The organism is Nonomuraea fuscirosea (assembly GCF_035917475.1).
Lineage (GTDB): Bacteria > Actinomycetota > Actinomycetes > Streptosporangiales > Streptosporangiaceae > Nonomuraea > Nonomuraea fuscirosea.
On the sequence record NZ_CP109074.1, the window covers coordinates 7,843,813 to 7,864,598 of the forward strand.

Below are 20,786 nucleotides of genomic sequence, written 5' to 3' on the forward strand. Positions count from 1 at the left end.
CGAAGACGCCTACATGGCCTTGACCTCCGGCAGCGTTCAATTCGGGGCGGCCCGATGAAGGCGGTCCTCTCCTCCGAATGGGTCAAGCTGCGCTCGGTGACCTCGACCTTCCACACGATCGGCGCCGCCGCCGCGATGGTGGTCCTCGGCATCGCCTGGACCGTCTACGTGGCCGCCCTCGCCGACGAAAGGGGCATGCTCCGTGCCGCGGCTCCGGAGGAAGGCTTTCTGCCGCTCGTCCAGATGAGCCTCGCGGTGCTCGGCGTGCTCACGATCACCTCCGAGCACGCCACCGGCATGATCCGCACCAGTCTCGTCACCGTCCCCCGACGCAGCACCTTGTTCCTGGCCAAGGCCGGCATCGTCGCGCTGGCCACGTTGGTGACGGCCATGTCGGTTCTCCTGCTGACCTACGTGACGAGCCGCCTCATCGCCGGCGAACGCCACCTCGGCTTCAACGAGTCCGCCTTCACCGACGACCTGCCCATGCTCCTCGCCTCTGGTCTGTCGGTGACCGCACTGGCGCTCGTAGGACTCGGCCTGGGCGCCGCCATGCGATCGACAGCGGGAGCGCTCGTGTCGGTCGTCTCCTTGCTGTTCGTGCTGCCCGGCGTGATCAACTACCTACCACCTCCGTGGAACACACGTATCGCCGCACTCCTCCTACCGAATCTCGTTCCGCAGATAGCAAGCGAGCGCATGTCGTCCCGTCTCGGCGACGGTTACCTGCCGCCTTGGGCCGCACTGGCCGTGCTCTTCGCCTATCCGCTCATCACCCTCACCATCGGCTATTACGCACTCAAGCGGAAAGACGCATGACCACCCGCACTTCTGTCACCGAACACGGCCGCGACCGCCAGGGGCCGTCGTTCCCCCGCCTCGTCAGTCCCTCCGCACCGACCATCAGCCCTCACCTGACCAGAACAATCCTCCTCGCGGCCTGTACGCAACCCGGACGCGCGCTTCTAAGCCGCTCAACCGATATGCATGGCGCCAGCTCGACCAACGACACGGCCTCGAGTACGAAAGCCGCCGCACGCCCTTTCACACCCCGAACGACCGCCGACGCCCAACTGCTCTCGCCAGAGGGCCTGGACACCATCGGCAGCAGCACAAACACCCACAACAACGGCACCGACGACAGCACCAACGATAGTTCCGGAACCCGAACCGACATCGGCAACAGCAATAGCAGCGGCAGCGGCAGACCTAACTCCAACAGGCCCAAGAACACCAACGACAACGCGAAGAACTGTCACGACCGCCGACGGAGGGGCGCATGAGTGTCCTCACTTCCGAGTTGCTGAAGGTCCGCTCGCTGCGCTCGACTTATCTAGTGTTGGGGCTCGCACTCAGCGCCATTCTCATGGGCCTCGCACTCGCTGTGATGGCCGCCGGCATGTACGACACGGCATCTCTCGCTCAACGGTCGCGCGCCAGGATCGCCGACCTGGAGGAGGTGCTCGTCATGGTTCCCCAGCTCTGCATGGGAATTCTGGGCACACTCACCATCACCTCCGAGTACACGACCGGCTTGATCAGAACCAGCCTGACCCTCGTTCCGCGTCGATGGCCGGTCCTCGCCGCCAAGTCCCTCATCGTCGGCGCGCTGGGCCTGATCGTCGGCGCTCTGACGGTCTTCGGCACCTACTTTCTGTCCCGGGAGGTGCTGGGTGACCGTTTCGCGGGCGCGTACACCACTCCCTTCCAGGACCGTCTGCCGCTTCTGCTCGCGCTCAGTCTCACGGTGCCGGTTTTCGCGCTACTCGGGACGGCATTCGGGGCCCTGCTCCGCTCCGCCGCGGGCGCGATAGCCGTCATCGTGGGGCTCGTCTACGTGATCCCTATGATCATCGGCAAGATCCCTGAGCCGTGGAGTGAACGCCTCGGATCACTGATGATCGGCGCGTTGCCCCGAGAGATCACCGGAGACACCATCACCACCTCGGTGTACGGCTCTCTCCTGTCCCCTGCCGCTGCCGCCATGGTCATGGTCGCGTACGCGATCCTTCCCTTGATCGCCGCCACATGGCTGGTCCGCCGAAGGGACGCCTGACCATGAACCTTCCCGAGATCTGGCCCCGTTCCGATTTCCTCGGCATCGCCACTGGCCTGAGACCTGACCTCTCCGCTGGGATGGCGCATCAGCGCTCCTACAGGGGATCCGCCTTCAATCATTTGCCGCCCATCAGGCGATGTTCGGGCAAGGGCATGCGGTTACGAAGAAGGTGACCGACGTCCCGCAGGGGGGCCGATGACGTCCCGGGAGAGCGGAGCATGACATCTCGGGGAAGTGGCCGGTGACGTCCCAGAGAGCCGAGGGTGACATCTCGGAGAGTGGAGGATGGCGTCCCGCACAAGGTGCGGTCCTCCTCACTCGGCCACATCCGTCCAGGCCGGTGATGCGCAGCAAATCGTTGATCCGCCGCTCGAAGGAACAGCGCCCTCAGCGAAGTGTCAACGACGGCCGAATTCTGGCTCAGGCACACACTTCGTGAAGGGGCCCCATCAGCCCGCCAGCAAGACGCGCAGACGCAGGAGATCGTGTTTGGCGCGGCCGTACATTTGCCTCTTGATCGAACGCCAGTATGCCGTTTCTGGTGGTGTGGCGTTCGACTTCGGAGGTCGAGACGCGGTAGGCCCCGATCCGGGCCCACCGCCCGGGACCATGCCACCAGAGGCAAAGTAGCGCTCAGGACACCTGGGCGGACTCCAACGGGTAGTGCGTGATGTCCACGGTGAGGAGATCCGCGAGGAAGGCCGCCTGCCGTGAATCGTCCCAATCGCCGGTCTCACCTCCATTGATGGCACTCCACACGCCCCACTCCAGCAGCATGTACAGCAGAGCAGTCGGCCACAGCTCCCGTTCGCGCGCCGTCGGCCGCACATGAACGAGGTAGGCGTCGCGGAAGACGGCCCACTCCCGCTCGTGGAACAGCCTCGCCGGGCCACCGGGCAGATCGTTGTGGAACAGCAGCACGGCCAGGGCCAGGTCGAGCAGCCGTGGAGCCCGTTCCCCGTTGTCGGGGTCGACGAGCACAGGTCCGGCTTGGCCGTATACGAGGTTGACGGCTTTGAAGTCCATGCTCACATCGGCCACGGGCAGGTCGGCGTCGCGGATGGCGGGGAGCGTGGTCGCCATGAACGCGCGCAGCAGCGGCTCGAACCGCTCGAGCACCTCCCGGCGCAGGTCCGGCCGGTACGTCGCGAGCACCTTGCCGAGCCCCGTGACGTCGTCCTGGACCGACTCCTCGTCGTGATCGGGCCACTCGAAGCCCGGCAGGCCGGTCGAGCCTTCGGCGTCACCGACTGCGTGCAGGCGCCCCAGCAGGTTGCCAGCGGCGCGGATGTCGGCGAGTGAGCCGTCGTACGGGCGTCCCTCGATCCACGGGTAGGCGACCCAGTCGTGCCCGGCGATGTGGTGCGGGTCGGCCAGCGGCGTCACCACCGGCAGTTCCGCCGCTGCCAGGTATCGCACCCACCGGCCCATGGCCTCGGCGGAGTTCGTACGCTTGACGGCGACGGCCCGGCCACCGATCACCCCGCGGAACACGGGGGCGTAGGGGTAAATCGACGCCTGCGGCTCGATCCCGAATCGCCGGAACACCTCGGAGTAGTCGTCTGGCACAAGATCCCACCGTAGTGCGAGCCGTAAGGATTTTCCGACCACATTTCCGGCGGATCCGACTCGACCATGATTTGTGCCAGAGTGGGCGGCCGGCCGCGACGATCCACCGTAGAGCGACGGCGAGCCGTGATCTACCCGACCGACGGCTCACGGAATGTGTGCCTGAGCCAGTATTCACGCGTCGTCGACAGGTGAAGAAGCTGTTGCTTCCGCGAAGACGACCATGTCCATCGGCCCCGACAGGGTCGCCTCCGTTGTAGACAGCCGCACCCACTCCGGCAGCGTCGCCTCCTCAGCAGACAATCCACGCCACACCCGACAACATCGCTCCCAGCAGACAACCCACACAGCAACTCGGCAACGTTGCTCCCAACAGGCAACCTACGCGTCTACTCGGCAGAAAGACCTCCGCAGGAGACGGCCGCACCCACCAACACCGGACAGGGCCCCGCCCACAGCATTACTCCCGCAAAGGACGACCCCGCCGTCTCCAAGGTGATCACAGGTCGAAAACGAATCCGCCGTCTCCAAGCGACTGCACGTCGGAGACGACCTCTGGCCTCCACCCAATCAACCGCCCGCTGGGGGACCGAAATCCCCACCGATCCAAGAAGGCCACGTTGTCTGGGAACGACCATCTTCACCGAGCCGCGCAGATGGCAGGGCGAGCCCTACACGCAAGAAGCCTGGAAAGCTCGCTTTCATCCAGAAGTGGTGCCTGCCAAGTGGTGGGGCAACGATCTGGTCGAACATCGCCAACCTGGGCGAACCAGGCTGAGCAGGTGGAGAAAGTACGCCAGGCCGAGGGACGTCACCGTGCGGATCATGCCGCATCTCCAGCTCCGGTGGGCTCAGCGTGCGGCGCGCTGCCACAGTGCGAGCCAGCCGCCGCGGCGCAGCTGCGCACGACTGCGAGTGGTACGCCGCAGCCGGAGGACGACCTCGTACGCGTACGTCCGGGGGTACGGCAGGCAGTGACACCTGCCGTACCCTCACCAAGCTCAGACTTCGAGCACCACGGGGATGATCATGGGCCTGCGGCGATAGGTGTCGCTGACCCAGCGTCCCACCGTTCGACGTACGACCCGGCGGATCTCCTGCATGTCGACCACGCCATCGGCGGCCTTCTCCTCGAGGGCCCTTTGTATCTGCGGAATGAACCCGTCGAACTGCAGCGGATCGATGCCCGACCCTCGCGCGTGGATCTCCGGGCCGGCGGTGAGCTTGCCCGTGTTGGAGTCCACGACCACGACGACGGAGATGAACCCTTCGTCACCGAGGATCCGGCGGTCCTTCAGCGAGGTGTCGGTGATCTCACCCACCGACGAGCCGTCCACGTAGACGTATCCGGCGAGAACCGCGCCCACGATCTTGGCGCGGCCGTCGACCAGGTCGACCACGACGCCGTCCTCGGCGATGACGATGTGATCGTCGGGCACGCCGGTGAGAGCGGCCAGCTTGGCGTGAGCGCGCAGATGACGCCACTCACCGTGCACCGGCATGAAGTTCGAAGGACGCGTCAGGTTGAGCACGTACAGGAGCTCGCCCGCGGCCGCGTGGCCGGAGACGTGCACCTTGGCGTTGCCCTTGTGCACCACCCGGGCTCCCCATCGGGTCAGCCCGTTGATGACCTTGTTGACGGCCGTCTCGTTCCCCGGCACCAGCGAGGACGCCAGCAGCACGGTGTCGCCTTCGGCGATCCGGATCGGATGGTCGCGGTTGGCCATCCGAGACAGCGCTGCCATCGGCTCGCCCTGGGACCCGGTGCAGATGAGCACCACGTCCTTGGGCGGCCACTCCTCGATGTCGCGCGAGTCGACGATCAGCTCCGGCGGCACCTTGAGGTACCCGAGGTCGCGGGCCACGCCCATGTTGCGCACCATCGACCGGCCGACCAGGGCCACCTTGCGGCGGTGCTTGGCGGCGGCGTCCATCACCTGCTGGATGCGGTGGACGTGCGAGGCGAAGCTGGCCACGATGACCCGCTGCTCGGACGTCCGGATCACCTCGTCGATGACCGGCCCGATCTCCCGTTCGCTGGTGACGAATCCCGGCACCTCGGCGTTGGTGGAGTCGGACATCAGCAGGTCGACGCCCTCGGTGCCGAGCCTGGCGAAACCGCCGAGGTCGGTGAGGCGGCCGTCGCTGGGCAACTGGTCCATGCGGAAGTCGCCGGTGTGCAGGACGATGCCTGCGGGGGTCCTGATGGCGACGGCCAGCGCGTCGGGGATCGAATGGTTGACCGCGAGGAACTCGCAGTCGAACGGCCCGAACGTGTGCCGCTCGCCCTCGACGACCTCGACCTTGGTCGGCTGGATCCTGTGTTCGGTCAGCTTGGCCTCGATCAGGGCAAGCGTGAGTCTGGAGCCGATGAGCGGGATATTGCGTCGCTCGCGCAGGAGGTACGGCACCGCCCCGATATGGTCCTCGTGGGCGTGCGTCAGCACCACGGCTTCGACGTCGTCGAGCCGGTCCCTGATGTACTCGAAGTCGGGCAGGATCAGATCGACACCCGGCTGGTCGGGCTCGGGGAACAGCACCCCGCAGTCAACGACCAGCAGACGACCGTCATATTCGAAGACGGCCATGTTTCTGCCGATTTCCCCCAACCCACCGAGCGCAACGATGCGCAAGCCGCCTTCTGGCAGCATCGGCGGGGGGCCAAGCTCAGGATGCGGATGGCTCATGCCTGGCCCCCACGGTCAGATCTTGTTCTCAAAACTCCCGGTTCCTCCCCGTTCCTATGCGTCTGTCAACTTCACCCCGCCGGCTACCAGGCAAGCACGCAGCTCGGCGATTTGCTTCTCTGTCGCGTCCACGAGTGGCAGTCGTACCGGACCGGCCGGCACCCCCACCATGCCCAGTGCCGCCTTTGCCATGATCGCGCCGCCGGCGCGCAGCATGATCCCGTCCACCACGGGCGCCACCTGGCCGTGTATGGCCATCGCCTGCTCGACGTCACCGTTCTTGTGCAGGTGGATCATGCGCGCCAGTTCCGCTCCCACCACATGCCCGACGACGCTGACGAACCCGGCCGCGCCGAGGGACAGCCAGGCCAGGTTGAGCAGGTCGTCGCCGGAGTAGAAGGCGAGATCGGTCGAGGTCATCACCTGGCTCGCGGCGAAGAGGTCGCCCTTGGCGTCCTTCACTGCCACGATACGGTCGTGCTGCGCCAACCGGATCAAAGTCTCGGTTTTGATCGGTACGCCACTCCGACCGGGAATGTCGTACAGCATCACCGGCAGGTCGGTCGCGTCGGCGACGGCGGTGAAATGCCGGTACAGCCCCTCTTGCGGAGGCTTGTTGTAGTAAGGCGTCACCACCAGCAGACCGTGCGCACCGGCGCGGGCTGCCTGCTTCGCGAGCTCGACGCTGTGGCGCGTGTCGTTGGTGCCGGCCCCCGCCACCACGGTCGCACGATCACCTACCGCCTCGCGGACGGCGCTGACGATGCGCTGCTTTTCCTCATCCGAGGTGGTGGGCGACTCACCGGTCGTCCCGTTGACGATCAAACCGTCGTTGCGCTGCTCATCCACCAGATAAGCGGCGAGACGTCGCACAGCCACATAATCGACCTCGCCGTCGGAGGTGAACGGCGTGACCATCGCGGTCAGCATACGGCCGAAGGGCGCGTCGGTGGTTCCAGTTGGCGATGCCATAGTGCGAACGCTACCTGGATTCAGAAAACCATTGGACGTCGCCACCCCGCTTTGCCTGCCTGGAGCCGCCTTTTGCCCCCTTTCGCCGGACGTCTCCGCCCAGCACCTCAACGGTAAGCGATGAAACCGACTCCCCCGACCATCGCCGTTGAGGCAGGCGATGTGGATCGGCGGCGTATTCGAGGCGAGGGCGCGTCAGGAGAGGTACGCGTTCAAGCACCAGGTCCTATGGATCATTCGCCCGCGTCAGCCATCCCAGCCGGAGACGCATTCTCCGCTGCTCATGGGCAGGGCGCCCTGGCGATGAAACACGTGGGAGTTGTCGAGCCGGCAGCGGACCGAGTCGCGTCGGCGATGCAGCTCACGACCTGTTCGCCACCAGCCGATGTGCCCTATCCCCCGGAGTCTCGGCGGCACGAACCGGCGCACCGACCGGAGCCGACTACGCGACTGGAACACCGACACCACAACCCGATACGCCATGGCATTGCACCCCACGAGACATCAGGCGTCGCAGCCCTTGAGCTCACTGCCACCGAACCTCAAGCAGTCCAGGACCGATCACACCCTAGAACCGGACACCATGACCCACCTCACCTGCGCAGCCCGAAAGATCCAGGGCGCCCCGGCCGAAGATTGCTCCGACCTGCGGTCAGGAGCAGTTCGCCAGGTCACGGCCGCCGATGTGGCATACGGCTGTGCCTGCCTCGAATCTCCCAACCGACGCGACGCTCAGCTACGAAAGTGTCACCGGGTGAACGCACTGGAGCTACAAGCTGAAGGGCCACGACAGCTTCGGCCTATTCGGGACCTGAGCGACATCCTCCGACAGCGACCCTTTCGCCACCTACGACGACAGTTCGATCTGGTAGCGGATGAAACCCCGGTTCTCGGCGACATTGTCGTACAAGTGCCGTGCCACACTGTTCGACTCATGCGTGTTCCAGTACACCCGCGAGCAGCCGCGGCTCCGAGCCCAATCCGCCACGGCTTCAATCAGTGCGCGGCCCACCCCCTTGCCACGGACATCTGGAGCCGTGAACAGGTCTTGCAGGTAGCAGACGTCCGTACCGGGCGCCGAGGTGTTTCCATGGGTGAGGAAGTGTGTGATGCCGACCAACCGCCCGTCGATCCTCGCCCCGAGCGCGTGCAGCGTGGCATCGGCCTGGAACGCACTCCAGGCACGGTCGTACATCTCATCTGGCTCGACCCGCTCGTAGAAGTCGATGTACGAACGGAACAAGCCTTCCCACACATCCCGGTCAGACGGGAGCAGCCTGCCGATATCGATCATGATGCACCTTCCGGGGGCGTTGGAGCGCGCGTAACCCCGTCAAAACCCTGTGCGACGGGGCGAGCCTCGCACGGAGGCTAGGAACGCCTTCGAGGTCGCAACTTAGAAGAAAGGCCGCCTTTCACGTACGGCCACTCAACGGCGGTACCTGAGGACCACTTGTACTCCCTCGCTCGGCGTTCCGTCCAAGAAGGCAGGGGACCTACCGCCCGACGGAGCTCAAGAGGCGCGGACAAGCGCCCTGCGTTCACGAAGCGTGAGGGCCACGGCCGAAGAGAGAAGCAGCGTGTCCCAGCAAGCCGACTTCGCGGACGAGGAGCGAAGCAGCCGGCGGAGCTCTGGGCCGGCGGAAGCGGAGAGGCCGCCGAACCGGCGTTCGAGCACGTCTTCCCAAGCCCCAAAACCAGGGTCGACCAGGAGTTCTGCGCTCGCCGGGTGACACAGGCCCCGGAGACGTACATGGAAGAGGTCGCCGATATGTGCTCGGGGGTACACACATCGACGACCTCTATCGGAGAATCGGCACCCCTTACATCGGCGTTACAGGGTTTCTCGGATAATTTTCCGGCATCGCAAAGTTGGGGCTCCAGCGGTCATCGATGACGGTCGGTTACCTGCCGAATACGGCAACATGGGGCAACGCCTCACACGAACCCCCAGGGATGCACTAGTGGCCACCTCAGATCCGGTCTACCTGCGCGTCGTCGAAGACATCCGGCGACAGATCACCGACGGCACCCTTCTCCCCGGCGCGCCCATTCCTTCGCGGGCGCAGCTGACCCGCAAATACCAGGTCGGCGAGACCGCCGCCCGTCACGCGCTACGTGTGCTCGCGGGCGAAGGCCTCATCATCGGCCGAGTGGGCTCGGGGCATTACGTCAGGGAACGCCCCGATCTCACCCCGCTCTACCGATGGCGCTTTCTCGATCATCCCGCCCCGTTCGCCGCCGACCTGCAGTCCCAGGGCCGGCGCGTGACCTGGGACTGGCACAGCGAGCCGGCCGAAGCGGGCCCCGACATCGCCAGGCGGCTCCGCCTGCCCGAGTCGGCCACGCTGACCAAAACGCACTACGTCTTCCGCGGGGACGGCAAACCGCTCCAACTGGCCACGTCCTACGAGCTGCGGGAGTTCGCCGCTCATTCGGACGAGGAGCGGCGGAGCCTGGTCGCGCGGATGTACGGGCACGGGATAAAGATCACCGAGATCGTCGAAAGCGTGCATACCCGCATTCCTCGCCCCGTGGAGAGCGACGCGCTCGATCTGGCGGCGGGGGTGCACGTCTTGCATGTCGAACGTACGCACTGGGCGGGCGACCGTCCGGTGGAGACGAGCGACATCGTCATCCCGGGAGATCGGTTCCGGGTGATGTACAGCATGCCCGTTTAGGGCGGGAAGCTCCGGGCGGGTGGCCCCTTCTCGCCCGGAGCGTCCGTTTTGACGAGGTGTTTGAGCCGCCGACGGCCCGTACGCTGAACGTTGGGCCGATTCGGCGGGACTCGCACCGCCTCTCGACATCGCCATACAGGTACGCGTGCGAAGCTGTGTGGCCCGACCGCGACCGAGAAGCAGGGCTGGCTACGACCTCCCGGAACACGATCGCGACAGGGCGTTGGGGCAGGCCGGGACGTGTCACCCGAAACGTGCTGTACGCGCTCACTACGAAGATCGGCGCGGCTGCTTCGTCCTTGAGCCGGGCCCGTGCCGGGTGTCTTCTCGACGATTCGGCTGACCTGATCTCCGGAGCGGCGCCGGCGCCGCCGCCGGCATGAGCGTCGACCGATGGCCACCACGTCACACAGAACGGCCTTCCCTCTGAGGACGCTTTGCCTCTGCGTCTTCTCCGTCGGCCGCCGGACGCGGAAGTCGGCAGGCAACTTCTCGCGAATGGGATAGTTTCTCACCCTAGTTCGATTCTGTTCGGCCAGGAACACGCGCCGAGATCCTTGGTCCGTCACTCGGTGGTACGTCATCACGTCGGGATTTCCCGTACATTGCGCTAATCAGCGGGACATGCGACCGCAGTCCCGTTCACGGAGCAGGCGGAGAAGCGAAAAGCAGTACCCCGCTGTGAGTTACGGATTACGCTTCTGTCGGGCAGGGGCGCCATGCAGAGATCCACCCCCTTCAATTGGCCGCTCCTGCCTCCATGTGTTCGCGCATCCCGAATTCGCCGCAGTCCCTGGCTATCCGGAACGGCTATCCGAACACGAAATGTATCGGCGCTTTTGTGAGCAGCGGCTCAGCCCCCTCCCCGTGAGCCGGTCCGGATATTTCCGGAATTCACGAATCGAGTGCCGTCCTCCTGGCGAGTGACGTAGCTCGAAGCCGTGCAGCATCCCGGCTGAGCCTCGTTCCCCCAGGTAGACGACGCAGAACGAGATCATTGGCCGCCACTCGGCGAGGCCATGCAGTGACCCGGCTCAGCCTCGTTCCCCCAGGGGGACGACGTGCGGCGAGACACAGCCGCCACGGGCCGCCCCCTTCACCAGAGGGAGGGTCGGCCGCCGCTCGCAGCGGCCATGGCTCGCCGCAAGCCGGGCCGCGTCGGCGACGGGCGGCAGCACCAAGCCGCCCGCCGAACGCGCCATGCGCCTGCCTGATTCCGCACGTGCATGAGGGCCGCAACCCACGCGCCCGCTCCCTCCTAACGGGTGGGACGTTGCACGCATATCGTGCGATCGATCCCGGCGAATGCGCAGGTCAGAGATTGTCGGTGCGGGTTGATACAACGGTTGCGGAGGTTGCCGATGCGAGTCAAAGACCTGTCCGAGCGCGACCGACCGCGCGAACGGCTGATGGCTTCTGGTGCCGCCGCACTGGCGGACCGAGAGCTGCTGGCCGTCCTGCTCGGCTCGGGGTTCCGCGGGGCGAGCGCCCTCGACCTGGCCAGCCAAGTGATCGAGCACTGTGGAGATCTCGATGGGCTCGGCCGTTCCGACCCGCACCGGTTACTGGCCCTGCACGGCATCGGGCCGGCCAAGGCCGCGCGGGTGACGGCGGCCTTCCAGCTGGCGCGCCGGGCCGAAGCATGTCCTGAGCGTACGCGGATCACCAGCACGTCCGATCTGGCATACGCGTGTGAGCCGCTGGTGCGTGACTGCACCCAGGAGAGGCTGGTCCTGGTCGTGTGCGACACCGGCGGGCGGGTGTTGAAGCGGGCGGTGATGACGGAGGGCTCGAGTGATCACACCGTGATGCCCGTACGTGAGGTCATCACAGAGGTGCTCACGACCGGCGGGGCGATGTTCGGGCTTGCCCATAATCATCCCGGCGGGTCGCTGGAGCCGAGCTTGGATGACCTGGAGGCGACGGCGAGGATCATCGAAGCCGCACAGACCGTCGGGCTGCGGTTTCTCGACCACCTCATCATCACGGATGGAGCCTGGCGGCGGATTCCCACCTAAATCAATGGCAGCGCACATCAGGAGGTCGGCGCGCTGCAAAGGGAATGATCCTGGATATAGCGTCGAACCGTGGTTTTCCAAGGGATGCCCATGAGAATCTAATGGCGCGGGAAGGCCGTTATGGACGTCAGCCGGCCACAACTCGCCATGGCGTGGCACCATGCTCCTGGTAAGCACGGGGCCACGTCCATGGTCTTGCACGATCCGTTGAAGCCCATTCTCGCCATATTGGAGGATATGGAGGGTATGGGTGGACACATTTGGCTGGATCAGGCAAGACGCACGGTACGTCAGCGATGACGTCCCGAAACGGGTCATTTCCAACGGTGTCCGGTTCGCTTTATGCGATGGCAATGACGCGAACGGGGCGCTCGCCCGTACCTGCGCCACCGGCCGGGGACGTGTTTCCCGTCCGGTGGCGCGTGGGGGCAGCAGGTTGTGTTCGTCAGGTTGCACCCGTGGCCTTCACCAGGGGTCGCAACAGAAAGTCGGAGTCACCGGTTAGGGGCCCCTTCACTAAACGGTGCCTCAGGCGGCACACTGTTGTCTGCGGCCATCGCGATGATGTCCCTTGAACTGCGTCTTCAAGGGACCGCGATGGCCGTCACCATTTCCACCCCCTGCTCCAGCGCTGCGTCTCGGCGGTGGATGGGTGATCGGATCGCTCACGGGCCGCGATTCACGGGCCAGCGTCCGGTGGTCTATTGGCCGGCGTCCTGCTGTTCATGGACTGGCGCCCGGTGGTCTACGGGCCGAGGCCCCGGCGGTTCGTGAGCCGGCGTCCGGCGGTCTATGGGCTGGGGTCCCGACGCTGCTGGGCTGATGTCGATGGTTCACGAGCTGGCGTCCGGCCGTTCATGGGCTGGCGTCCGGCGGTTGATGGGCCGGCGCCCGCGCGTGCATGCCACATGCCGTGCCACGTCGCACCGGCACCCACCAGAATCAGCCACCGCAGCTGCTGTAGATGCCCAGGCGTTGTGCGAAATGCTCCGGGTGCTGCCGGCACTACCGTGGGTGCTGCAGGTGAGTGCTGCCAGGTGCTCTGCGGATGCTCGGTGCTGTTGGCGCTTTCACAACGGGTGCAGGCCCTTCCACCAGGGTGACTGACCACGCCTTTCTGCTGGGCGAGGATCTGGTCGTCCGCATCCCGCGGGCCGAGCGCTTCCTCGCGGACCTTGTCCAGGAGGCCGAGGTCATCCCGGTGGCTGTGAGCGCGGGTGCGGACGCCGCGTTCGTCGCCTTCGACCACACGTGCTCGGTGGTGGACGTGCCGTACGGGGACCTGCCGTACGGGGACCTGCCGTACGGAGACCTGCCGTACGGAGACGTGCTGTACATGGGTGCTGGACCAGGAGCACGACGAGGATCTCGCACGCCTCGACCTGTCCGTCGACCGCGCCGTCGGAGTCCTGCACCATATGCGACGAGAACTGGTCCGGCTGCACCGCGCACGCGGGACCGCCGAGCCGGAGCTGACGGCCGTCCCCGCGCAGGACAGCGCCGTAGACGGGCAGGTCCTCACCGAGGACCTTGACGCGGCCGACCGGCCCGCCACCGAGGCCGCCTGCTGACTGACCCTCTGGACCGGCCGCCTGCGAAGCAGCTCCCCGCTGGCCCGCCCCTCGTCCTGGTGCACGGCACCCACGCGCCGCAGAACCTGCTCATCTCTGCCCGGAAACGTCCTGTCTCAGCAGGATGTGCTGCAGGCGGTGAGGTGTCTGGGAGGACAGCATCTAACGATCTTCCGTAGAGGGGTGTGGCTTCTTTCCGCTCGGCCTCCCTTGCTCAGATCGGCGATGTGCGCCGGTCCGTCGTTCGGCGAGACCCATGAGGACCTTGGGCGCGTGTGGATCGCTGGCTAGGGCTGGTCTGGGGTGGACGCACGGGACGGCCCCAGGCAGCCCCGCCCTCGGCTTGGGTCTCAGTCGTGTTGGCTGTGGCTGGCATCGGGCTTGATCTCATTCCTTCTTGCCGATGTAGCTCGGCTGGCGTGGCTGGGCCGAGGGCGGCGGTGAGGCGGTGAAATGGACAGTTGAAATGTTTATAATCCGGGCGTGCTCGATCGTATGGGTCCCGTGCCGCTCTATCAGCAGGTCGCCGGCCTGATCCGTGGTCAGATCGAACATGGGGTGCTTCGACCGGGTGATGCCCTTCCGAGTGAGGCCGCGCTCGAGGAGCACTATGGCATTGCTCGGACGACTGCCCGTCGGGTCGCCAGGGAGTTGCGGGAGCGGGGGCTGGCGTACACGGTTCCGGGGGAGGGTACGTACGTCGGTCAGCCGGGCATTCCTCGCATACCAAGGAAGGTGCCTATATATCGGCGTATCGCTGGAGAAGTTGTCGAACGGATCCGGCGAGGTGAGATCCCGCCCAACTGTGCTATTCCCGGCGAGAAAGTGATGATACGGCAACATGGCGTCGCGAAGGTGACGGTGCGGCAGGCCGTCGCGCATCTGCGGGAGCAGGGGTGGGTCTTCACCGTGCCGTATAAAGGTACATTTGTGGCCGAACCGGAAAAGTGGCCCGGGAATCAGGGCTCTTGATTGCCCTGTCTTTGACGGGGGCGTTGGATAACCTTGTAGCGTGCCGAATCGCGAGGGCGAAACGTACCTATATCTCCAGATCAGCGAGGTCATCAAGGCACGCATCGTTGCCGATCTTGCGCCTGGAGATCTTGTGATCAGCGAGGCGGGGATCCAGCAGGAGTTCAAGGTCGCTCGTACGACCGCGCGCAGGGCGATTCGTGTTCTGCGCAACCAAGGGCTGGTGCACACGCGGCAAGGAGAGGGGACATTTGTCAACGCTCCCGGCCAGACCGGACCATCAGGCAGGCAGACGCCGTTCTATCGGTACATCGCCGATGAGCTGAGAAAGCGGATCAGAAGCGGCGACCTGGTGCCGAGTAAGCCGTTTCCGAGCGAGGTCGATCTGGTGCGCGAATTCCGTGCGGCGCGTGAGACCGTACGGCGGGCTCTTACGTTGCTCCGGGAGGAGGGGTGGGTGTACAGGATTCCGCATCGTGGCAGTTTCGTCGCCCCAGTGGAGCAGTGGCCGGTGTCGGAGTGACGCGGTAACGGCGTCATGAGTGAGGCGCTCTTCTGCCTGCCCATCCCTTTTATGCGGTTGGCCCGGCCCGTTCGTTCATCTGCAGGCTGACCCGTCCGTCGGCCTGTTGGTGCTTATGCGTGGGTACATCTCCCCGCCTGCGCGTCGATCCGTCGGTCCGTCTGTCCGCCTGCGCGTGCGTCCGTCGGTCCGCCTGCCTGTTCGTCCGCTTGCCCGTTGTCCGACCGGACGGTTGATCGCTCGGGTGGTGGAGCGGGCGGACGGCGGAGCGGGCGGACGGCGGAGCGGGCGGACGGCGGAGCGGGCGGACGGCGGAGCGGGCGGACGGCGGAGCGGGCGGACGGCCGGGTATATGTCCGAGTGGGCGCACCTGCCTCCAGGCGGGAAGGCTCACCATCAGCACGGCGGATGGACAAGCGGACAAGCAGGCGTTCCGGGCGGGTAGGCGAACATTCGGGCGCGCGAGCGGGTGACCGAAGAGCGCGTGAGCGGCTGGCCTAAGAGCGCGCGAACGGGTGATCAAAGGGCGGGCGAGCGGCTCACCGAAGGGAGGCGGAGGAGGCAACGGGTGCACGCCGAGGAGGAACACTCAGGGCGGCTGGGGCGTCAACGCGGCAGGTGACAGGGGTATCGGTCGGGCACCGTGTGCCTGGCTGATCCATGGTGGGACGTCTCTCTCGAATCGCCGAGACGGCGTCGCAGCAGCCCTGAGGCTGGGGCCGCAGACGGGTAGAGGGAACGGTCTCAAGCTTGTTCCATGGCGGGGCGTCTCTCAGGAACGGTGGCCGGGGGCTGGGTTCACACTGCCATCCCGGCGGGGCGGTGTCTCGGGCCCGTGAGCGGAGCGGCGTCACGTTTGCTCGGTGATCGACCTCTCCGACGAGCGTGCGGCGTCGCGGGTCGGGAAGCGAGAGCGGGGTTATGCAGGTGGGGCTGGATCACTGTTCGGCGATTCGTCTGCGCGCGACACGACCCGGTACCAGAGGCATACAACCGTGGTGCCGTGGCTTACTTCGTACCCCTGCTCCGCCCAGTAGCGGCGATGCGTTTCTCGCCAGTCCTCTGTTGAGCTGTACCCCTCGCCCTCCGCCTGGGCGAACTCCCAGGTCACTTCGGCGAACGGCGTCGGTTCGACTCGTGTGATCTCAATCTCCCCGGCGCGTTTTCCGGAGGAGTCCACCAGGACGAGTCTTTCCCCGACCTGCTCCAGGTCCTCGCCCTCGGCCTCGTAGTCGAGTGGCAGCAGGCCGGCTGTGGCCGTCTTGGTGCCCGACATGGTCAGGTCGGTGAGCCAGGTGCGGAGTTTGCCTGGAGTGCCCAGTTCGAGGACCCTGAGTCCGTCTATGCGCGGCCACATGAGGTCATCCTAGAAGTCGCCACATGATGGCATGTCATGGTGTGAGCGCCATCCGACAGTCCGTGGAACGCCGCTCGATGTCGTCCCAACTCCCGCCGCCGAAGCCAGCACAGATCTCTGCCGCGAGTGGACTTCCGCGGGCCGGCTGAGCTCACGGAGGTGGTCACTTCTGGACGCCGCGAAGGGCTGCTCTCCTGGGCTCGATCGGCTCTCGCCGCGCATCGGTCAGGTCGGAGGGTTCCGGTGGCGATCAGGTCGGGGGTCCCGGTGGGATTTCAACAGCATCCGGCCGCTCTGATCGCATTCGTGCCAGTCGTCACGTCGCCGTGCCGGACCTTGATGTGCTCGGACACGTGATGACGGTGGGCTCGCTTGAGGTGATTCCCGTGGTCGTCGGGCGACAGGGTCGCTAGAAGACGGGGATGATGTCCTCCGGGTCGATGAAGTCCACGGGGACTCCTTCCAGGTCCAGTTCGGGAATGGCAGGAAAGGCGATTCCCCACCGTTCGACGATGGCTCGGACGCGGGCCATCGCCACTCGCCAGTTCTCCGCCTGCTCCTCGTACGACAGCACCCCCAGCCCCGCCTCCCGCGCATGGTTCATGAGGACGCGATGGTTGGGCAGGAAGTAAGGGGGAAGCTCCCAGAAGCCCTCCGGCGGTTCCCAGAGGATCATGCTGAGAAAGACGAAACCGGCCCGCAGTTGCCGGGTGATCAACGTGCGGGTCGCGTCGGTGAGGCCGGGCCATTCGGTTTCGAGAATGGTCATGCAGATCTGCAGATGGCGTGACTCGTCGCGGCCGATCCGCTGGAACATCTCCCCGAACACGGGGTGCCCCGTGCCCGAGGCCATGCCTCTGAACAGGGTGGAGGCGGCCATCTCTCCCATCATGAAACTGGTGAAGAGAACGGGCAGCGAATACCTGCCCACGGCCGAGGTGTAGCCGGTCCAGTAGCGGCCGCCGTTGTGGTAGAGCCAGCCGATGTTGTTGTGCGCGGCTGCTTCGAGGTCGTCCGCCGGTGTCCAGTCGAGCGGGCCGCCCGGCCAGAGTTTGGCGATCGTACGCTGGCAGCATTCCTCGTGGTTCATCTCGTCGCGGGTGATCGAGAAGAAGCACTTCCTGACCGGATCCTCTTCGTGTTTCTCGAAGGCCTGGATGGTGGCGCGGGCGAACACCGCGGGCCCCGAGGCGTCGAAGTTCGCCAGGACCGCGAACCAGTACATGATGCCCAGGCGCTGCTCCCGCGTGAAGTCGTCTGCATTGAGGCCGTCCCAGGGCAGGTCGGCCGGGTTCCAGACCACGCGCTTGGACTTCTCGTATATGGCGGCGAGCTTCTCGGTCTCCACGCGCCATTCCATGGGATAGATATTCGGCTGCGGGATTTCCGGCGCCGGCCAGAATCCGCCTTCCGGGATCGTGAGGTCAGCCATGAGTGTGACACCTCCTCTCCCATCCTGCGGCGCGGCGTCACGGCTTTCAAGTACGGGCGCGCTGGGTGACGGCCACGCAGACCAGCACGGCCACGGCCGCGATCACGGTCGCCGGGCCGAAGCGCTCACCCATCAGGAACCAGGCCCACAAAAGGGTCAGGAGCGGCTGGGTGAGCTGGGTCTGGCCCGCTCTGGCGATGCCGCCTCTGGCCAGGCCCGCGTACCAGGGGATGAAGCCGAGGAACATCGAGATCGCCGCCACGTACGCGAGCCCGGCGACGGCCTCGGGGGTGATCGTGATCGGGGTGGTGAGGGCCAGGACCGCCGTCACGGGAGCCGTCACGGGAAGGGAGAGCACGAGGACGTGGGAGATGACCTGCCAGCCAGGGGTCTGCCTGGTCAGGCGCGCACCTTCGGTGTAGCCGACGGCCGCTGACAGCAGGGCCGCGACCAGGAGCAGGTCGGGCCAGGACGCGCTGCCCTGGCCCTGGATGAGGGTGAAGGCCGTGATGGCGACCGCGCCGGCCGCGCAGGCGGCCCAGAACAGCGGGCGGGGACGTTCCGAGGCTCTCAGTACGGCGCAGGCGGCCGTGGCGGCCGGGAGCAGGCCGATGACGACGGCGGAGTGGGCGGTGCCGGCGCCGAGAGCCAGAGCCAGGCCGCTGAAGACGGGGAAGCCGAAGACGACGCCGCAGGAGATCAGCGCGTACGAGGGCCAGTCGGCTCTGCGTGGCAGGAGTGGACGGCCGCCGGCCCGCAGGCAGACCAGGGCCAGCACGCCTGCCAGGGCGGCCCGGCCCACCGCGACGAGCCAGGGGTCGAAGCCTCGCATCGCGTAGACGGTGGCGGGGAAGGAACCGGAGAACGCCAGCACGCCCAGGAAGGCCAGGGCCGTCCCCCGGCGACGATCACGGCCACGGTCATGGCCCCGGTGGTCCCGCCCATGGTTCGGGTCCAGGTCCCGCCCATGGTCTCGGTCCAGGTTTCGCCCATGGTCCCGGTCCCGCCCCTGGTCCTGGTCCCGCTCATGGGCCTGGTCCTGCTCATGGTCACGATCCCGGTCACGGGAGTGGCGCCGGGAACGAGGCTTCCGCTGGGGCTCGCGTTGAGGCTGGGGCTGGGAACGGGGTCCCGACTGGGAACGGGGTCCCGGCTGGGGACGGGGTTCCGGCCGGAGCTCGCGTTGGGACTGGGACTGGGACTGGGGACGGGGCTCCGGCTGAGGTCCGTGCTGGGCCTGCGGTTGGGAACGGGGCTCCGGCTGCGGTTCGCGCCGGGTGTGCGGCTTGAGCTGGGGCTCGGACTCGACGTCCCGATGGGAGGCGGGCGGGGAATCGGGCTGGTGGTGGGAGTCGGGTCCGGGGAGCGCTACTGCGCCAGCGTCGATAGCGCTATCATCCGATCTCATGAACAACGATAGCAGTATCGCCCAGATCGCCGCGATACTGCGTGAAGAGGCCGAGCGGCTCGGGCCGGGGGCACGGCTGCCGTCCAGCCGGGAGATCATGCGCCGGCACAACGTCAGCCCCGTCACCGTCTCCAGGGCGATCGGGCAGCTCGCCGCCGAAGGGCGGGTGGTGACGCGGCCGGGCAGCGGCGCTTTCGTGGCTCAGCCTGTCTATCCGACACGGGACGCGGCCGACCTGTCCTGGCAGACCGTCGCGCTGGGCGATCGGGTGGTGGACGACGGGCCGATCACAGCCCTGCTGGGGACGGCCCCCGAGGGGGTGGTGCCGCTGACGGGCGGCTACCTGCGCCCTGGGCTGAGGCCGGACGAGCAGCTGGCCGCCGCGGCGGCGCGGGCCGTGCGCAGGCCGGGCGCCTGGGCCAGGCCGCCGCTGACGGGGCTGCCGGAGCTGCGGCGCTGGTTCGCCACGCAGGCCGGCGGGGACGTGACGGCGGCCGACGCCTTGATCGTGAGCGGCGGGCAGGCGGCACTCACGAACGCGTTCAGGGCGCTGGCCGCTCCCGGTACGCCCATCCTCGTCGAGACGCCCACCTATCCGGGGGCGCTGGCCGCGGCCAAGGCGGCGGGGCTGCGGGCCACGGCGGTGCCGATGGACCGGGACGGCGTGCGGCCCGAACTGCTGGCCGAGGCGTTCGCCATGACGGGGGCACGGGTGTTCTTCTGCCAGCCCACCCTGCACAATCCGACCGGCGCCACCCTGCCCGTCGAACGCCGCGAGCAGGTGCTGCAGGTGGCGCGGGCGGCGGGCGCGTTCGTGGTGGAGGACGACTACGCCCGCTACCTGACCGGGCAGGCGCCCCCGTCGCTGGCGTCGATGGACCGCGACGGCACCGTGGTGCACATCGGCTCGCTGACCAAGATCCTCGCGCCGAGCCTGCGGGTGGCGGCCGTGATCGCCCGTGGGCCCGCCGCGCACCGGCTGCGCGCCGCTCAGCTCGTGGAGTCGTTCTTCGTGGCGCGGCCGTTGCAGGAGACGGCGCTGGAGTTCGTGGGGTCGCCGGCCTGGCGGCGGCACCTCGCGGCCGTGTACGCCGAGATCATGATCCGCCGGGACGCGCTCGCGGCGGCGCTCGCCGAGCACATGCCCGCCGCCGAGCCGCATCTGCTGCCGATCGGCGGCATGCATCTGTGGGTACGGCTGCCGGCCGACGTCGACGAGGGCGCCCTGGTGGAGACGGCCAGGCAGAACGGCGTGCTGGTGAGCCCCGGCAGGATGTACTACCCGTCGGAGCCGCCGGGGCCGCGCATCCGGGTCACGCACATGGCCGCCGCCCACCTCGCGGAGCTGCGCGAAGGGGTCAGGCGGCTGGCCGAGGCCCTGACGTTCACCGGCGAGCGAGCCGCCCCATAGGTCCAGGTCAGGTCCAGGTGCGGGCGGGGATCCGAGGTCCGGGATCCAGGATCCGGGTGCGGGGTTCGAGTGCGGGCGCAGGCCCAGGCCAAGGTACAGGTTCAGGAACGGGTCCAGGTACGGGTC

16 protein-coding genes are annotated in these 20,786 nt (G+C 66.9%); 9 read left to right on the forward strand and 7 right to left on the reverse strand.

The window, feature by feature from the left end; all coding sequences use genetic code 11:
- Positions 1-54: 54 nt before the first annotated feature.
- From OIE67_RS35615 to OIE67_RS35625, 3 genes are read left to right on the forward strand one after another with little or no spacing between them, the layout of a single operon-like run.
- Positions 55-819 carry an ABC transporter permease gene (locus OIE67_RS35615; protein ID WP_326628768.1) on the forward strand — a complete coding sequence of 255 codons (765 nt, stop codon included), beginning with the start codon at positions 55-57 and terminating at the stop codon, positions 817-819.
- Positions 816-1,283, forward strand: coding sequence for a hypothetical protein (locus OIE67_RS35620; RefSeq protein ID WP_326628770.1), 468 nt, complete (start codon positions 816-818; stop codon positions 1,281-1,283). The genes OIE67_RS35615 and OIE67_RS35620 overlap by 4 nt, the downstream gene beginning before the upstream one ends.
- Positions 1,280-2,056, forward strand: coding sequence for an ABC transporter permease (locus tag OIE67_RS35625; RefSeq protein WP_326628773.1), 777 nt, complete (start codon positions 1,280-1,282; stop codon positions 2,054-2,056). Before OIE67_RS35620 ends, OIE67_RS35625 begins: the two co-directional genes overlap by 4 nt.
- Positions 2,057-2,692: 636 nt before the next feature.
- Here OIE67_RS35625 and OIE67_RS35630 read toward each other — a convergent pair.
- From OIE67_RS35630 to OIE67_RS35645, 4 genes are all read right to left on the reverse strand, one after another.
- The gene (locus OIE67_RS35630) at positions 2,693-3,628 is read right to left on the reverse strand and encodes a phosphotransferase (RefSeq protein WP_326628775.1); all 936 of its coding nucleotides are present in this window, start codon (positions 3,626-3,628) and stop codon (positions 2,693-2,695) included.
- A 1,001-nt stretch (positions 3,629-4,629) separates the two neighbouring features.
- Complete coding sequence (locus OIE67_RS35635) at positions 4,630-6,315, reverse strand: ribonuclease J (RefSeq protein ID WP_326628777.1); 1,686 nt, start codon at positions 6,313-6,315, stop codon at positions 4,630-4,632.
- Positions 6,316-6,369: 54 nt separating this feature from the next.
- The gene (gene dapA / locus OIE67_RS35640; protein ID WP_106235220.1) at positions 6,370-7,287 is read right to left on the reverse strand and encodes a 4-hydroxy-tetrahydrodipicolinate synthase; all 918 of its coding nucleotides are present in this window, start codon (positions 7,285-7,287) and stop codon (positions 6,370-6,372) included.
- An 847-nt stretch (positions 7,288-8,134) separates the two neighbouring features.
- On the reverse strand, positions 8,135-8,581 hold the full coding sequence (locus OIE67_RS35645) for a GNAT family N-acetyltransferase (protein WP_326628779.1): 447 nt from the start codon (positions 8,579-8,581) through the stop codon (positions 8,135-8,137).
- A gap of 631 nt (positions 8,582-9,212) precedes the next feature.
- Here OIE67_RS35645 and OIE67_RS35650 point away from each other — a divergent pair.
- The 5 genes from OIE67_RS35650 (at position 9,213) to OIE67_RS35670 (ending at position 15,052) form a co-directional block, all read left to right on the forward strand.
- Positions 9,213-9,968, forward strand: coding sequence for a GntR family transcriptional regulator (locus OIE67_RS35650; protein WP_326628781.1), 756 nt, complete (start codon positions 9,213-9,215; stop codon positions 9,966-9,968).
- A gap of 1,361 nt (positions 9,969-11,329) precedes the next feature.
- Complete coding sequence (locus OIE67_RS35655; RefSeq protein ID WP_326628783.1) at positions 11,330-11,986, forward strand: JAB domain-containing protein; 657 nt, start codon at positions 11,330-11,332, stop codon at positions 11,984-11,986.
- Between the two features lie 1,340 nt (positions 11,987-13,326).
- Entirely contained in the window at positions 13,327-13,557 is a 231-nt protein-coding gene (locus OIE67_RS35660) for a hypothetical protein (protein ID WP_326628785.1), read from the forward strand.
- Between the two features lie 483 nt (positions 13,558-14,040).
- The gene (locus OIE67_RS35665) at positions 14,041-14,529 is read left to right on the forward strand and encodes a GntR family transcriptional regulator (protein WP_326628787.1); all 489 of its coding nucleotides are present in this window, start codon (positions 14,041-14,043) and stop codon (positions 14,527-14,529) included.
- 40 nt (positions 14,530-14,569) lie between these two features.
- Complete coding sequence (locus OIE67_RS35670; RefSeq protein ID WP_326628789.1) at positions 14,570-15,052, forward strand: GntR family transcriptional regulator; 483 nt, start codon at positions 14,570-14,572, stop codon at positions 15,050-15,052.
- Positions 15,053-15,971: 919 nt separating this feature from the next.
- Here the strand turns inward: OIE67_RS35670 and OIE67_RS35675 are convergent.
- The 3 genes from OIE67_RS35675 to OIE67_RS35685 all read right to left on the reverse strand — a co-directional run bounded on the left by OIE67_RS35675 (position 15,972) and on the right by OIE67_RS35685 (position 18,715).
- The gene (locus tag OIE67_RS35675) at positions 15,972-16,409 is read right to left on the reverse strand and encodes an ASCH domain-containing protein (RefSeq protein ID WP_326628791.1); all 438 of its coding nucleotides are present in this window, start codon (positions 16,407-16,409) and stop codon (positions 15,972-15,974) included.
- Positions 16,410-16,818: 409 nt separating this feature from the next.
- Positions 16,819-17,841, reverse strand: a complete 1,023-nt coding sequence (locus OIE67_RS35680) for a hypothetical protein (RefSeq protein WP_326628793.1) — start codon at positions 17,839-17,841, stop codon at positions 16,819-16,821.
- A 46-nt stretch (positions 17,842-17,887) separates the two neighbouring features.
- Entirely contained in the window at positions 17,888-18,715 is an 828-nt protein-coding gene (locus OIE67_RS35685) for a DMT family transporter (protein ID WP_456094139.1), read from the reverse strand.
- A 532-nt stretch (positions 18,716-19,247) separates the two neighbouring features.
- Here OIE67_RS35685 and OIE67_RS35690 point away from each other — a divergent pair.
- Positions 19,248-20,660: an aminotransferase-like domain-containing protein gene (locus OIE67_RS35690; RefSeq protein ID WP_326628794.1), complete on the forward strand. Its 1,413-nt coding sequence runs from the start codon at positions 19,248-19,250 to the stop codon at positions 20,658-20,660.
- Positions 20,661-20,786: the final 126 nt, after the last annotated feature.